The 16,197-nt window shown below is 33.8% G+C and carries 14 protein-coding genes; 8 read left to right on the plus strand and 6 right to left on the minus strand.

The features are described 5' to 3' along the window. Positions 1-25: 25 nt before the first annotated feature. On the minus strand, positions 26-871 hold the full coding sequence (nadC, locus tag IMO47_RS15310) for a carboxylating nicotinate-nucleotide diphosphorylase (RefSeq protein ID WP_196076735.1): 846 nt from the start codon (positions 869-871) through the stop codon (positions 26-28). A gap of 153 nt (positions 872-1,024) precedes the next feature. On the opposite strand from nadC, the gene ampD reads away from it, so the two are divergent. Together ampD and murJ are read left to right on the plus strand one after the other, a co-directional pair. After that, on the plus strand, positions 1,025-1,606 hold the full coding sequence (ampD, locus tag IMO47_RS15315; protein WP_196076734.1) for a 1,6-anhydro-N-acetylmuramyl-L-alanine amidase AmpD: 582 nt from the start codon (positions 1,025-1,027) through the stop codon (positions 1,604-1,606). Positions 1,607-1,701: 95 nt separating this feature from the next. Further along, positions 1,702-3,252 (plus strand): murein biosynthesis integral membrane protein MurJ, encoded by a 1,551-nt coding sequence (murJ, locus tag IMO47_RS15320; RefSeq protein ID WP_196076733.1) that lies wholly within the window; start codon positions 1,702-1,704, stop codon positions 3,250-3,252. 73 nt (positions 3,253-3,325) lie between these two features. Here murJ and IMO47_RS15325 read toward each other — a convergent pair whose 3' ends face one another. From IMO47_RS15325 to IMO47_RS15345, 5 genes are all read right to left on the minus strand, one after another. Continuing rightward, a complete protein-coding gene (locus IMO47_RS15325) occupies positions 3,326-4,015 on the minus strand; it encodes an FKBP-type peptidyl-prolyl cis-trans isomerase (RefSeq protein ID WP_196076732.1) in 690 nt (229 codons plus the stop codon). A gap of 46 nt (positions 4,016-4,061) precedes the next feature. Then, complete coding sequence (locus tag IMO47_RS15330) at positions 4,062-4,772, minus strand: FKBP-type peptidyl-prolyl cis-trans isomerase (RefSeq protein ID WP_196076731.1); 711 nt, start codon at positions 4,770-4,772, stop codon at positions 4,062-4,064. A 189-nt stretch (positions 4,773-4,961) separates the two neighbouring features. Beyond that, positions 4,962-7,157, minus strand: coding sequence for a polysaccharide biosynthesis tyrosine autokinase (locus IMO47_RS15335; protein WP_196076730.1), 2,196 nt, complete (start codon positions 7,155-7,157; stop codon positions 4,962-4,964). 21 nt (positions 7,158-7,178) lie between these two features. Further along, positions 7,179-7,607, minus strand: a complete 429-nt coding sequence (locus IMO47_RS15340; RefSeq protein ID WP_196076729.1) for a low molecular weight protein-tyrosine-phosphatase — start codon at positions 7,605-7,607, stop codon at positions 7,179-7,181. A 1-nt stretch (position 7,608) separates the two neighbouring features. Next, positions 7,609-8,709 (minus strand): polysaccharide biosynthesis/export family protein, encoded by a 1,101-nt coding sequence (locus IMO47_RS15345; RefSeq protein WP_196076728.1) that lies wholly within the window; start codon positions 8,707-8,709, stop codon positions 7,609-7,611. A gap of 537 nt (positions 8,710-9,246) precedes the next feature. Here IMO47_RS15345 and IMO47_RS15350 point away from each other — a divergent pair. The 6 genes from IMO47_RS15350 to IMO47_RS15375 are packed head-to-tail and all read left to right on the plus strand — an operon-like array spanning position 9,247 to position 16,197. Continuing rightward, complete coding sequence (locus IMO47_RS15350) at positions 9,247-10,497, plus strand: oligosaccharide flippase family protein (protein ID WP_227552342.1); 1,251 nt, start codon at positions 9,247-9,249, stop codon at positions 10,495-10,497. After that, positions 10,494-11,492 carry a glycosyltransferase family 2 protein gene (locus tag IMO47_RS15355; RefSeq protein ID WP_196076276.1) on the plus strand — a complete coding sequence of 333 codons (999 nt, stop codon included), beginning with the start codon at positions 10,494-10,496 and terminating at the stop codon, positions 11,490-11,492. Before IMO47_RS15350 ends, IMO47_RS15355 begins: the two co-directional genes overlap by 4 nt. Beyond that, entirely contained in the window at positions 11,493-12,836 is a 1,344-nt protein-coding gene (locus IMO47_RS15360; protein ID WP_196083702.1) for an O-antigen polymerase, read from the plus strand. Beyond that, entirely contained in the window at positions 12,836-14,005 is a 1,170-nt protein-coding gene (locus IMO47_RS15365; RefSeq protein WP_196083701.1) for a glycosyltransferase family 4 protein, read from the plus strand. Before IMO47_RS15360 ends, IMO47_RS15365 begins: the two co-directional genes overlap by 1 nt. A gap of 21 nt (positions 14,006-14,026) precedes the next feature. Continuing rightward, positions 14,027-15,163, plus strand: coding sequence for a glycosyltransferase (locus IMO47_RS15370; RefSeq protein WP_196077983.1), 1,137 nt, complete (start codon positions 14,027-14,029; stop codon positions 15,161-15,163). Beyond that, a complete protein-coding gene (locus IMO47_RS15375) occupies positions 15,163-16,197 on the plus strand; it encodes a polysaccharide biosynthesis protein (RefSeq protein ID WP_196076152.1) in 1,035 nt (344 codons plus the stop codon). Before IMO47_RS15370 ends, IMO47_RS15375 begins: the two co-directional genes overlap by 1 nt.

Genomic DNA, 16,197 nt, shown 5'->3' on the forward strand with positions numbered 1-16,197 from the left:
CTTGATCAAGGCATATTCCGAGTGTTTAACCATTAAAACGCATTGATAAATCAATAGCTTTAACATCTTTAGTTAAGACACCCATTGAAATATAGTCCACGCCCGTTTGCGCCACTTCAGTTAAAGTCTCTAAGGTGATATTGCCTGAAGCCTCTAATTTACAACGTCCTGCAACATGCTTAACTGCATCGATCATTTGCTGTTGGCTAAAGTTATCTAACATCACAATGTCAGCTTTAGCTTCAAGGGCTTGATTCAGTTCATCCCATGTTTCAACTTCAACTTCAACGGGCTTGTTGGGTGCAATTTGACGTGCTTTTGCGATCGCCTGTGCAATTCCACCTGCTGCCATGATGTGGTTTTCTTTAATTAAGAATGCATCGAATAAGCCCAAACGATGATTTTGTCCACCCCCTACACCCACCGCATATTTTTGTGCAATGCGTAAACCGGGTAGGGTTTTGCGTGTATCCAAAAGTTTGGTTGGCGTACCTTCCAGATATTTTACATATTCTGCAGTTTTGGTTGCGACAGCAGATAGCGTTTGCACAAAGTTTAATGCTGGACGTTCTACAGTCAGTAAGCTACGTGCAGAACCTGCCAATTGATAGATCGTTTCATTGGCTTTGACGACATCACCATCATTTTTCAACCACATAATTTGTACTGTTGGGTCGTATGCCTTAATCAAGGCATTCACCCACGGTTGTCCAGCAAGAACCATGTCTTCACGAGAAATAATGGTAGCAGTTGCTTGTTCATCTTCTGGCGTGAGGAGGGCGGTGATATCCGCATCGCCAATATCTTCTCGGAGTGCTTGTTGAATATTAATTTGAATCGATTGTTCAAGCAAAGCTTCAGGTATGCTCATGGATATCCCTATGGTTGTTGCCCTTAAAAACTGAGCGATATATTAGCATTGTCATTGCAAGTTTGAAGAAGTTTTTATTTTATATGGATAAGAGTACACTAAAATATTGAAATTCGCTTTGTTGAAAATAAACAAGCCCGGTAGGAATAAGATATGCAATCGGCATCAAAGTTTCAGGTTGTAAATGGTCAATTGACTGGCGCAAGACAGGTCCCATCTCCTAATTATAATCAACGTCCTGAAAATACTGAGATTCAGCTGATTGTTGTTCATAATATCAGTTTACCCCCCTCACAGTTTGGTGGAGGCTATATTGAACAGTTTTTTCAAAATCAACTCGATTGGTCACTACATCCTTATTTTCAAACCATCCAAGGCATGCAAGTTTCTGCACATCTATTGATTTTACGAACAGGTGAGATCATCCAGTTTGTTAATTTTAATGACCGTGCTTGGCATGCAGGACGTTCATCATATTTGGGAAAAGTGGAGTGCAATGATTACTCCATTGGCATTGAATTGGAAGGAAGTGACGATCTCGACTTTGAAGAAGTACAATATCAACAGTTGGTTGATGTGGTGATGGCTTTGCAACAGGCATATCCGAAAGCTGATCATCATTTAGCTGGGCATTCCGATGTTGCGCCTGGTCGAAAAACTGACCCAGGAGCACATTTTCAATGGCAACGCTTTCGGGAAGAATTGACGCAGAAAAAATTGAGTATAAAAAATTGAGTATAAAAAAATAAGACTAAAATAGATTTCTGTTTATGATTTAACAACGCAATTTTGAGAATATTTAATTACAATAGCGACTTTATTTTAACTAGGTGAATACGATGGCGCTGTGGCGATCCACCTTTATTGTTAGTGCAATGACCATGCTGTCAAGAGTCTTGGGTCTGGTACGAGATATGGTACTGCTCAATGTCTTTGGTGCAGGTAAGGATTTTGACACCTTTGTGGTTGCTTTTCGTATTCCCAATTTTTTCAGGCGGTTGTTTGCTGAAGGGGCATTTTCTCAAGCATTTATTCCCGTTCTCACTGAGTACAAAACTACAAAACTGCATGCTGAAGTGCAAATTTTGATTAGTCGGGTGTTTGGTTGTTTGTTAATGGTGATGTCATTATTAACGCTGATCAGCATGATTATTGCGCCAGTCATTTTGTATATTTATGCACCTGGTTTTCATAGCGATCCCGCCAAATTTGACCTTGCTGTCGATATGTTCCGTTTGACGATTCCATATCTGATGTTTATGTCACTGACCGCGTTTGCCAGCAGTATTTTAAACAGCTATGGATCATTTGCATCACCTGCATTTTCGCCTGTATTGCTCAATGTTGCAATGATTGCAGGGGCTTGGTGGCTAACGCCTTATATGGCACAGCCAATTATGGCGCTGGGTTGGGCTGTGGTTGCTGCAGGGGTTTTACAACTTGCGATACAAATTCCTGAACTCTGGAAGAAAAAATTACTGATTCCACCTAAAGTTGATTTTAAACATGAGGGTGTAGATCGAATCTTAAAGCTGATGTTGCCTGCTTTATTTGGGGTATCCGTGACACAGATTAACTTGTTGTTGAATACAATCTGGGCATCGTTTATGCAAGATGGCTCTGTATCATGGTTATATAGTGCAGAGCGAATGACTGAATTGCCGCTTGGGCTGATCGGAGTTGCGATTGGTACAGTGATTCTTCCTTCTCTTTCGGTGAGTAAAGCTGAACAAGATCAAGCCAAGTTCCGTAGAATGTTGGATTGGGCGGCACGTGTGATTGTTTTGGTGGGTGTTCCTGCCAGTATTGCATTATTCATGTTGTCTACCCCCATTATTCAAGCGCTTTTCCAACATGGTGCTTTTGATGCACGTGATACACAAATGACTGCATTGGCTCTGCAATGTATGAGTGGTGGTGTACTGGCATTTATGCTGATTAAAGTCTTTGCACCAGGTTTCTACGCCATTCAGGATACCAAAACACCGGTACGAGTGGGATTAATGGCCGTTGCTGCCAATGCCATCCTAAACGTGATATTTATTGGAATCTTTAAACTGATTGACTGGCAAGCAGAGCATATGGCTCTAGCAATTGCGTCATCAGGTTCTGCTCTGGTAAATGCTGGGATGTTGTATTTTTATTTGCATAAAAAAGACATATTCCGTTTTGGTGCACATTGGAAAAAACTTTTCATTCAGTTTGCGATTGCCAACATTGCCATGATTGTAGCATTATGGTGTGCTTTGACTTGGTATGATGGTAGCGTTTCTCAATGGATTCGGATTCTTGAGGTGGTTGGGCTCTGTCTAGTCGGTGTGATTGCTTATGCTGTTGCTTTACTGGTATCGGGTTTTAGACCAAGACATTTAAAGCATTAACGATAAGATTGATGCTTATTAGAAATAAAAAACATCGCAATTTAAGCGATGTTTTTTAATATTTATGCTGAAACTAAGGTAACACTTTCAACAGCTCTACATCAAAGATTAAGGTACTGTCTGGTCCAATCGCATCGCCTGCACCCATGTCTCCATAGGCGAGTTTTGCTGGAATAAAGAAGCGATATTTAGCACCTTCTTTCATCAGTTGTAACCCTTCAGTCCAGCCTTGAATGACTTGGCTGACTTGGAATTCAACAGCTTCGTTGCGTGCAAAAGAACTATCAAAAACGGTGCCATCCAGTAAGCGACCTTCATAATTGACAGATACTTTAGACTTTGCTGAAGGTGATTTTCCAGTTCCTTGTTGCAAGATACTGTACTGTAAACCACTTGGGCGTGTAATCACACCTGCTTTTTTTGCATTTTCAGCAAGAAATTTTTCACCAAGTTGAGCATTTTCATCAGCGACTTTTTTAAATTCTAGCAACTGTTTAGCTTCAGTCTGTTGCTTGTATTGGGCTAATGCTTTGGCCATTTCTTCATCGGTCAATGCAGCTTTTTGACCTGTAGATCCTTCTTTAATTCCTTGAATAAAGGCATCTAAATTGATCTGTTTAAGGGTATCAGCATTGCTACGTCCCATGACATAACCATAGCTGTAGCCAAGTTGATCTTGCTGAGCGCTTTTATTGTTAATGGGTGCAGCAAAAGCAACGCTACTTATTAAACCCATACTGAGTGCAATCAGTGTCTTTTTCATAATTAAAAATCCAAAAAGGAGAGTAAACCTCTCCTTTCTTTAACTGTTATTTCACTTGAATCAGTTCAACATCAAAAATGAGTGTACTGTTTGGAGGAATCGTCCCTGGAACACCTTGTTCACCATATGCCAGTTTTGCAGGAATATACAAGGTTGCTTTGCCGCCTTCTTTCATCAGTTGTAAACCTTCAGTCCACCCTGGAATCACTTGATTTAAAGGGAATTCAACAGGTTGACCACGGTCATAAGAGCTATCAAACACTTTACCGTCTAAAAGTTGACCTTTGTAGTGTACGGTCACTTGTGAGGTCGCAGATGGCTGTTTGCCTGTGCCTTCTTTGGTGATTTTATATTGCAATCCTGATGCAGTTGTTTTAACACCTTCTTTCTTTGCATTTTCTGCTAAGAAAGCATCACTGGATGCATTAGACTGTTTTGTTTGTTGCAATTGCTTTTGTTGCATTTCTTTTTGAAACTCAACATAAGCCTTTTGTAGTTCTTCATCAGTATAGGCACGTTGCTTTTTCGCATGACCGTCACGGATACCGTTAATAAATGTATTGACATCAACTTCTGGTGGAGTTTGGCTGGCAACTTCATAACCAAGCGCATAACTGATTTTTTCTACAGGTTTTGCGTCTTTTGACATTAAATGACTACTGTTTACATCAGCAGGGTGTTGAGATGCATAATAAACAGGAACAAGTGCAGCACCACCTAAGATTACAGCGATTGCGATGGGTAAGGCTTTACTCATAAAAAATTCCAAATTTTAATCTTTTAACAAGTTCATTTACAGAATGAACAGAAACTGCACAAGCATATAACTTCTTTAGTCTAAACGATATAGTTATCTGAGCTGAACAACTAAAAATATACAGTTATGTTGTCCATTGCCCCAGCATAAAAAAGCCAGAATAAATCTGGCTTTTTGTCTTATTTGGAATTAATCATCTTTGGTCGATGTATAAGCATAGGCGTAATTATAGCCATAATTACCGCCAGCTGTTGCTTGAACATCGTTGAGAATAATCCCGTTCACTTTGCTTCCCGCCTGTTCAAAGCGATTCACAGTCAATTCCAATTCTTTCATCTGAGTTTTGGCATAGCGTGCAACCACCAAGTTAACACCGGCAAATTGTGAAATGATGATTCCGTCTGTCACTGCCAAGATCGGTGGCGTATCAATAATAATATGATCATATTGCTGAGACAGTTGGGATAGTAGTTCACTAAAACGTGGTGAACTCAGCATTTCAGCTGCATTGCCTTGGTTCTTACCACGAGGCAGAAAATCCAAGTGGTTTACACTGTTTGAATGCACAATACATTGTTCTAGCGAACTTTGATTGGTTAGATATTCAGTTAAACCTGGTGCTGTATCATTATCAAAGTATTTATGTAAATAGCCACGACGAATATCGGCATCAATCAAAAGCACCTTTTTATTGCCTTGCGCAAAAATTGCAGCAAGATTGGTTGAAATAAAAGATTTCCCAATTTCTGGTGCAGGTCCCGAAATCGCAATAATATTATTTTTGGCATTGTTTAATGCAAAATGGATGGTTGTACGAATACTGCGTAAACTTTCAATCGCGATATCTTCGCCATTTTTAACCGCAAGGATAGGAATCGATTTTTTCTTTTTCAGCAATTGCACACGACTTTCTTGGATTGGAGAACGAGGCACAGTTGCATAAACTGGTAAATCAAGTTCATTTTCAATACGACTTGCATCTTTAATGCCCGATGAAAGCATATTACGAAGTAGAGCAATCATTACTCCAATAAATCCACCTACAAAAATAGAAAGAAGTAACACAATCAATTTTTTAGGCTTAATTGGTTTTACGGGTTCAACTGCGGTATCAATGATACGTACATTGCCGATTTCACCCGCTTTTACAATTTTTAATTGCTGATAGCTATTTAATAATGATGTGTAGAGTTCAGTATTGACTTTAACATCACGGTAAAGTTGTAAGTATAGACGTTGGGTTTCAGGTAAACGTTTAATTGCTTGATTCAACTCAGTTGATTTTTTCTGAATTGCTGCAAGTTGCGCATTGATCTCTGTCATCAGCGGATGATCAGGAGTGTATTTGGCAGAGTATTCAGCTTGTTTCTGCTTTAACTCAATACGCATTTTCTCCAATTCAACATTTTGCTTTAACATCAACTCTGATTCTTGAGTGACGTCCACAGTATTATATTGTTCACGGAATTTATTAAATTTAATTTCGGATGCTTCAAGTTGCTGTTTTAACTCAGGAAGCTGCTGATCAAGAAAACTTAAAGTTTGTTTTGATTCTAAGGTTTTACGTTCAATGTTTTGTTGATGGTAAACACCTAAGATATGATTCAGCACCTGAGTGATATGTTGCCGATCACTTCCACTATAGCTTAGACCAATCACACCTGTCATTTTGCCCTTTTCAGCAACTGAATAAGTTGCTTGAATTATTTTCATCGCTGAAGGAAGTGCAAGTTTAGTAATGGTAAAGTCTTGTTGAAATGGATGGCTACTATTAATTTGAATAGACCATAGACCGTTATTATTTTGAAATTGGTTAATTTGGTTAAGGACACCTTTAAATACAACTTGATCTTTATAAGTTAAACTAAACTGATTTTTGTCTATAAACTTTAAGATGAGCGGTTTATCATAATAATATTCTGGGATATCAAACTTTAATATGGAGAAACCAGACTGATTTTCTTGAAAACTAACGGCTTTGGCACTATAGCTTAGTTGTGTTTTATCTTTAGAGATTAGTCTGTGTAAGAAAGTATCAGCATTGTTCTTGATTCGAATATTTAAATTTAAATTATTGATGACTTTTCCAAGTACAAGTCGTGAATTTAAAATTTCCATTTCAGCATCAGCTGGGGATTTTTGACCAAAGCCGCCAGCAATATCTTTTAACCCACCCATTAAGGCAGCTGAAGCGGCACTCCTACCATCTTCAACCTGAACTAAGGCATCTGTGGAGTAGATAGGTGATGTTACACGTAAGTAAAGTAGAGCACAGATCAAACTTAAAATGACACAAAGTGCAATCACTTTCCATTGGGCAATTAAAGAGAAAAACAACTCTTTTAAGTCAATCGTATCATCATTAGTTTTTGAATTTTGATTCATAGGTAAACAACTAATTAAAATTTATAGATGTGATTGCCAGTCAGTGGCATAAGCTTGGATATTTTTACATGTTTCATCAAAAAAAGCTTGATCATGTTGGTATGGATCAGGCACATTTTGATCTTGCCAATGACCTAAGCGAAACACCTTACCTTTGGCAAAGGGCCATTTCTGCTCAATATGTTGAGACTGATTTTTACTCATTACCAAGATTAAGTCTGCTTTTTTGATCAGATCTGCATTAATTTGTCGTGCAATATGCGAACGCATATCAATACTTAAAGCATCCATACAGGCAATCGCTTTATCATCTGCAGAATGACCAACCATGGCAGCAAGCCCTGCGGATTCTATTTTTAGATTAGGATGGCTTTGTTTTAAAAAAAATTCTGCCATTGGACTACGACAAATATTGCCAACACAAACCACTAATATGTTTCGAATCTGCATCTTATTTACCCAATTGATCAAAGCTATATAAAGCACTTGAGAATGGAATAATTTGATTCATAATACGTTGCCAGCGTGTTAGACCGGTAGCATCAATATAAACGATATCATTTTTTTGCATGGCAAATTGATTGGCTAAAGCCAAATTACCTAGACTACTTAAGTTCAGATGATAAATTGTCGATTGTTTGGTATCCAAATTAGTACGCATCACATAAATTCGTGCAGCACTTGCAGAATAAGGACTAATGCCTTCACTCTCACCAAGTACATCACTTAAGGTCATCCCTTGATCACGCAATGTTAGCGCTTGACTACGACTTGACTCACCCATCACATAGAGTTTTTGATCTTGTTTGGTATGGACAAAAATGGTGTCATTCGGTTGAATCAACAGTTGATGTAGAGACAGTCCCTGTTTTTCGAGCTGAATGGTATTTAAGTTATAGGTTTGACCATTTCGAATCAGCTGAATGTTTGTGGTATCGCCTGTTTTTGTGTCGATACCACCAGCTTGACCTAAGGCAGTATAGATACTGATCGGTTGATCATTTAAAGTATATTGTCCGCTACGCAAGACTTGACCGTTAACAAAATAACGATGCCCTTCATAAGACAGTACACGAACAACCACATCAGGATGTTTTAAATATTTTGCAAACTGGCTGTGTAAAAAACGATTGGTTTCAGCTAAAGTTTTGCCTGCAATACGTACAGAACCCACTAAAGGTAATTGAACATTGCCGTTTGAATCAATTGGATAGCCTACAGCCTTGATGTTGGTCGCATCTTGGATGGGAGGTGTAATTTCAGGATAGGCCCAAAGTTGAATCGAAAGAACATCGCCTGAACTTAAACGATAAGTGCTTTGTTGATGATGAAATAATGAAGCAAGATCGCTGGATTGGGCTTGATCTACAATATTTAGGCTTGGAATAGTCGTTTGGGTTAATTGAACAACTGAGAGTTCAGCACCTTGATCAGTTTTATACTGTCCTTGCTCAGGTAAATCATAGGTTTGAAGCCCTGAAGTGATCGCACAACCAGAAAATGAAATTGAAATGGCTAAAATTGTCAACAGTGATGTGTACGGATACTTCACATTCAAAACCCTTATTTTATATTACGTTTTAACTTGAACTTAATCTGGAGGTAAGATTGTATGCTAAAATTAGCCTAAATCCTACTTTATTTGTGATGGATTGATTGTGGAATTTAAGAAGTTTTGTTTAAAATCTGCTATATAATCGTAGCATATTATTTCATTAGCAATAGTAGTCGATTATCCTGTTTGATGGATTTTATAATGATTAACTTTGGTTGGCCTAGGGAGATATTATCTGTGGTAAGCGAATGTCAGGTGAAATACAATAAAATTTTGTAAGTAAGATGTGATATTGAATGCTTATTATTGATTCTATTGTAGTATTTAAGGTGCTACTAGTTTGAGGTTTTGGAAATTTTTAAATCTATTACCCTGAAATTTTGAGATAATTTTTTGTTGAAGAACAACTTAGTTTGTACTAAATGGCTAAGAGTGATGATGTGAAATAGTCTTAATCCTTCCATTTTTAATAAGTTATGCTGTGTAATTTGATGTTTTTTTGTAAGTAGCCTTATATATGAGTTATATTTAGTGATGAATTTTTTTAAAGTTTCAAACTTTATAAAAGAATATAAAACAGTGATTGAAAATTATTTTTTTATGACAGTTTTACAATTTGTTAATTCATTTGCATATCTTGCAATTTATCCATATTTGATTTTGAAACTTGGTGTAGATCAATATGGTATATATGTCTTTGCATTGTCAATAGTAACTATACTAATAAATATTATTAATTTTGGTTTTGATTTACCTGCTTTAAAAGTTGTTTCTGAAAATCCGCAAGATAAAAATAAGAAAAAAGAAATTTTAGATGTTGTAACATCATCAAAGATATATTTAACAATTATTAGTACTATTTTTTTCTTCTTTTTGTTAGTTTCGATACCATTATTATATAACCATATAGAAATACTTTTGCTAACATATCTTCAAGTATTAGGTACCATTTTTTTGCCATTATGGTATTTTCAAGGCATTCAGAAAATGAAACTTGTTACTATTTTGCAAGTTATATTTAAAATATTATCTATTCCTTTAATTATTTTACTTGTAAAAGAGAAAAACGATTTTATTAACTTTGTTTTAATTGCATCATTAACAACTGTTACTTCTTCAATTCTTGCATTTGTTTTGATTCTATATACGGAGAAAATCAACTTTAAATTAAAAAGAATAAGTGAAATAAAACATATTTTTAAAGAAAGTTTCCCCTTTTTTTTAAACTCTATTACGTCTGTGATTAAGGATCAAAGTGTTGTAATTGTAATGGGGATATTTTTTGGTATGAAAGAGGTTGCATTATACGATTTGGCCATGAAAATAATTATAATACCAAGGACAATTTTTGTTAGTTTAAATGCAGCGATATTTCCCAAGATTATTAATAAAATAACAAAACAACGTATAAAAAATATAATAAAATTCGAATTTGCAATAGGTTTTTTTGTTATCTTTTTTATAACCGTCCTTGGATGGTATTTGGTTGATCTTTTAGGTCACGGTAAAATGGGAGAGGCATATATATTAAGTGTCATACTAAGTGTTACAGTGTTGACTTGGTTAGTTGTAGGTTGTTTTGTTAATTTTATTTTTGTTCCAAATAATAAAACTTTTTATGTAGCTAAAAATCAGTTTGTTGCATTGGTAGTATTGTGTGGTGTGATGCTTATAGGCTTATTTTTGATTAAGAATATAGTTGTATTGGCTTTAGCTGTAGCTATCTCTGCTTTGGCAGAAATTATATATTGTTATTTCGTAGTAAAGAAAGAGAAATTAATATGAAGCCATTAATAAGTATTATTGTCCCAATATATAATGTTGAAAAATATATTGGAAAGTGTATCCAATCTGTTTTTGATCAGACTTATGAAAATATTGAATATATATTTGTTAACGATTGCTCACCTGATAAGTCTGTTCAAATTATAGAACTAGAATTAAAAAACTATCCTAACAGAGTGAAAAATGTTCATATAATTCATCACTCTGAAAATAAAGGAATAGCTGCTACCAGAAATACTGGACTAAAACATGCAAGCGGCTTATATATTCTACAAGTCGACGGTGATGATTATATAGAAAAAGATACAGTATATAGCTTGGTTGAAGTGGCTTTAGCGGAGAAGGCAGATATTGTTACTTTTGATTATTTTTTAGAATGGAAAGAAAAAAACAAAATAGTTTCACATTATTATAGTGATAATAAAAATGAATATTTAAAATTTATTTTGGAGGGGAGATCTGAACCTGCGATTTGGAATAAATTTATAAAGAAAGAACTATTTTTAGAGGTAGGTGCAAGTTTTCATGATGGTGTTAATTATGGTGAAGATTATATGGTGGTGCCTAGATTAATATATGGTGCTAAAAAAATAATAAAAATAGATAAGCCATTCTATCATTATATAAGATGGAATGTTAATTCATACTCTTCAAATATTAAAGATAAAAATATAAAGGACTTAGTTTTTGTGTTAAATGAACATTTAAAGTATTTTGTGGATTTTAAAGGAGAAAAAGGTTTATATCCAAGCATTGAAAAAGGTTTAGAATTGAAAATTATAGAGTTATTGAGAGATGTAAGTTCTATTAGTCAGTATAATTTGATTTATAAGCTTTTTGTTGTTGAAGATAGGGTTTTTTATTCTAGCGGCTCTATGTATGGTAAGATAGTAATGTATTTATTTAAGAACAAGTTCTTTTTTATGTTGATGGGTATTCAGCGAATAATTAAATTTTTAAGAATGAATGTTCAATATATAAAAGGGAGAATGTAAGTGGGTAAAATTTCAATAAATATATTAATGTGTTTTATTTCTATTTTATTTTATATATCTGCTCCGCAAACATATTCTTATGAGTTTTGCTTTTTTGTATTTATTGCCTATATTTTTTTTAATGTGGTTTATTTTTTACAAGATATTAAAAATAGAAATTTATCGTTTGAATTTTTATTCATGATCTCCTTTCTAATGACGAATTTTATTTATCCGGTTTTTTATTATTTAAATAATCCAGCTATTAGCCTATTTGCATTTTCTTTTAATGAAAATGTAATATCAAAATCTACAAGTTTAGCATTGCTGGGTTATGCTTTTTATATACTAGGAAATTCTAATTATAAAAAAAATGTACGATTAAAATATAATGAAATAAAAATTAGTGATCATATAGTGTGGATTGTTTTTTTTCTATCTTTAGTGAATTTTATTATATTTTTTTCATTAGGAGGGTTGAGTTTTTATAAGGATATATATAGCGGTGGAAACGCTGAAAGTGGTGTTAGTGTTTATTTTATGCTTTTTTTAAGCGTTACTACTTATTTGTTAAGTGTATTAATTTTTAATAATAATAATAGACTTTTAAAAATAATTATTTTATTTTATATTTTGGGCCTGATTATAGTATTTCTTTCTACTGGTGCTAGATTATTTGCAATGAGTTTAGCGCTCTTATTATTAATTCAATATTCTAACTTTATAAAAAAGATACCTGTTGCTGTAGTTTCAATGCTGATGTTTATAGGGGCATTTTTGCTTCATGTTGTTCAAGTCTATCGTGAAATAGGTGTAGATAATTCAAGTTTTAGTGCTGTATTGGTTGAGTTGTTTAATGGGAAAAGCTCAGTCTTTGATTCATTTCTAGATTTAATTATTAATAACAGAAACCTATACGTTTTAACTGATTTTGTTGACTCATATGGCTATGTATACTTTTTAAATGTATCGGCTTCAGTTTTTGGTGTTTTTCCAGGAATTAAGAGTTTAATGAATTTTTTTAGTATACCAGACTATATGACGTCAGGTACATTGCCTACATTTCTAGAATTTGGATATAACGCAAGTTTTGGATTAGGCACAAATATGGTTGGTGAGGCATATTTATCTTTAGGTGTGTTAGGGGTGGTTTTTGTATTCTTTGCTTTTGGAGTCATGATTAATTATTTTAATAATAAAGCTAAAATTAATATATATTATAGAATTTGTTTTTTCTTTCTAGCAAGTCAAGCGGTTTTTTTTCCAAGGATTGATTATTTATGGGGAACAAGACTAGTTGTCTGGATGTTGGTGACTTATTTTTTAGTCAAACTTTTTTCTAAATTTTTAAAGAGTAATCATTAATGAAGGTAATCAACCTTTTATATTTAATACCATCATTAAAAAATTCGGGTGGTATGGAAAGAGTTTTAACAAGTAAAGTAAACTTTTTGGCAAACTCTAATAAATATAAAATTTTCATTGCAACAACTGAGATGAGCGATAGAGATCACTGTTTTTTTGAAGTTAATAATGATGTTGAAATTATTAACTTTGAATTGAATTTTAATACTTTATTTAATTTTAATATTTTTAGTAAAATCATTGAAACAAAGAAATTGTTAAATGTATATGAATATGAGCTAAAAAAAATTATATTGCAGAAAGAAATTGATATTTGCATCTCAATGGGGGGGAAAGAGTTAGAGTTTCTTGGAAATTTAAATCTTCCTTGTAAAAAAATATACGAGTGTCATTTTGAAAAAAATTATAAAAGTAAATTTTTGGAAATTTATGGGAAAAATAACTTTTTATGGAAAATTTATGGGAAAATTAGGGATTGGCAACATTTTAAACTAGCTTCTAAGTTCGATATGGTGGTTGTTTTATCTAAAGGAGCATTTAATGATTGGAAAAATCTTCCTAACCGAACAATTATAATTGCAAATGCATCACCTATTTTATTGAACCCTGATTTTAAGATTGATTTATATAGCAAGAGTATAATTTCCGTTGGTAATCTTGTTGTTGTAAAAGGGTATGATTTATTAATTGATGCTTGGGCGTTAATTGCACAAAACTATCCTGGTTGGACCCTTTATATTTATGGGAATGGAGAATTAAAAGATATTTTACAAAAACAGATTAATTCATTAAAGCTAGATAATTCGGTAAAATTAGCTGGTGTAACTAAAGATGTACGACTTAAGTTAGAAAAAAGTGCATTTTATGTTATGTCTTCTAGGTCAGAGGGGTTACCAATGGTATTAATTGAAAGTATAACTTGTGGATTGCCTATAGTAGCTTTTGACTGTGAAACTGGTCCACGTGAAATAATAGAGAATAGTGGTTGTGGTATATTGGTCGAAAATGGAAACATTAAAAAACTTGCAGAGGCTATGAGCTTTATGATTAGTAGTAAAGAGATACGTGCTGAGATGTCTAAAAAGGCTGTTGAAAAGGCAAAAGATTATGAATTAAATAATATAATGCAAAAGTGGGAACAAATTTTTTTTGAAATGACAAAGAAATAGCTTTAGTAAAGAAGGTAGTTCATGAAAGTTTTAGTAGATGCTTCGATTTGCTCAAAAGGCGGTGGGGTTCAAGTTGCTTTAGCACTAATTAATAATATTGCTCTCGATCCTGCATTTGAAGTTATATGTGTTACTTCAGAGGAAGTTGATGCTCAACTTACAAGCAAAATAAAGTTTGGTATTCACCATTATTACCCTGAAAAAAATGAAAATATTTTTGGAAAAAAAAGGCAAGGTAAAAGATTATTAAATATTGAAAAAAAACATAATCCAGATTTAGTATTTGTTGTTTTCGGCCCGTCTTATTGGAGGCCTAAAGCCAAAACTTTACAAGGATTTGCTTTGCCATTAATGGTATATCCTGATACAAGAAATAATGTTTATAAAAATAATAGAATTGAATATTTTTATCAGAAAATGTTGAATGCATATAAAGCTAGGATAATGAGAAAAAATTCAGATTATGTTGTAGTTGAAACTAATGCTTTTAAAGATCGTGTAAGTAAGTTTTTAGGTTTCAGTGATTCTAAAATTTCTGTAATTGAAAATAGTTTTAATGCCAATTTCTTGAATAAAAAAAGTGAAAGAAAGAGTAAAGAAAAGTTAGAGATTCTTGTTCCTACTGCATACTATCCACACAAAAATTTAGAAATTTTAGTTGATGTTGCTTCGAATTTACTTTGTAGCAATAAAACACATATTATTTTTAATTTTTTGATTGATGAAAAGTCAGAACATTGGATTAATATTATTTCGGACGCAAAAAGTAAAAAAGTCGAAAACTTTTTTAACACTTTTGGTCCAGTAAATAACACACAGATGGTGGAGCTATATGCTAAAACAGATTTTGTTTTATTACCTACATTAGCAGAAGCTTCAACGGCTGTATATCCAGAATCTTTTATTAGTCAGAAGGTGTTGTTAACATCTAATCTGGATTTTGCAGTAGAATTGTGTGGAGAGGCTGCTGTCTACTTTGATCCTTTTGATGCTAAAGACATTGCTGAAAAAATTCTAGAAATAGAATCTAATAAGTCTAAGCAAAAAATATTGATTCAAAAAGGCTTAGAGCAGGTCCAAAAGTCTTATCTAACACCTGAAAATAAATGGTTGAAGCAAAAAGATTTAATCACAAGATTAGTTAACGAGAGTTTTTAATGTTCGAAAATAAAGTTCTATTACTTACAGGTGGTACAGGTTCATTTGGTAATGCTGTACTAAATCGTTTTTTAGATAGTGATTTTAAAGAAATTCGTATCTTTAGCCGTGATGAAAAAAAACAAGATGATATGCGTAAAAAGTATCAATCATCTAAGCTTAAGTTCTATATCGGTGATGTACGTGATTTCAATTCTGTATTAAATGTTACACGTGGTGTTGATTATATTTTTCATGCGGCAGCACTAAAACAGGTTCCTTCTTGTGAGTTCTATCCTTTAGAAGCCGTAAAAACTAATGTCTTAGGCACCGAAAACTTACTTGAAGCTGCAATTCAAAATAAAGTATCTCGTGTGGTCTGTCTAAGTACAGATAAAGCTGTATATCCAATTAATGCAATGGGTATTTCCAAAGCAATGATGGAAAAAGTAATGGTAGCAAAATCTCGTAATCTTGAAGGAACAGGAACAGTTATTTGCGGAACCCGTTATGGCAATGTTATGGCTTCACGTGGTTCAGTTATTCCATTATTTGTTGATCAAATTCGGGCTGGAAAAGCCATTACGATAACAGACCCACACATGACTCGCTTTATGATGACACTTGAAGATGCAGTTGACCTTGTACTTTATGCGTTTAATCATGGTCAAAACGGTGATATTTTTGTACAAAAAGCACCTGCGGCAACGATTGATACATTAGCACGTGCAATTACACAAATGCTTGATAAAGAAAATCATCAAATTAATGTGATTGGTACTCGTCATGGTGAAAAAGCATATGAAGCTCTTCTAAGTCGAGAAGAAAAAGCTTGTGCTGAAGATCTTGGTGATTATTTTCGAGTTCCAGCAGATCAGCGTGATTTAAACTATGAAAAATACATTGAAGACGGTAATACCAAAGTTGTTGAATATGAGGATTACAATTCACATAATACAATACGTTTAGATGTTGAAGGTATGAAAAAATTATTGCTTAAACTTGAATTTATTCGCGATTTAACAAATGGTATTTACAAGTCACCAGAGGTTTAA

Source organism: Acinetobacter sp. Res13-Abat-PEC15-P4-01 (assembly GCF_015676285.1).
In the GTDB taxonomy this organism is placed as follows: Bacteria; Pseudomonadota; Gammaproteobacteria; order Pseudomonadales; family Moraxellaceae; genus Acinetobacter; species Acinetobacter nematophilus.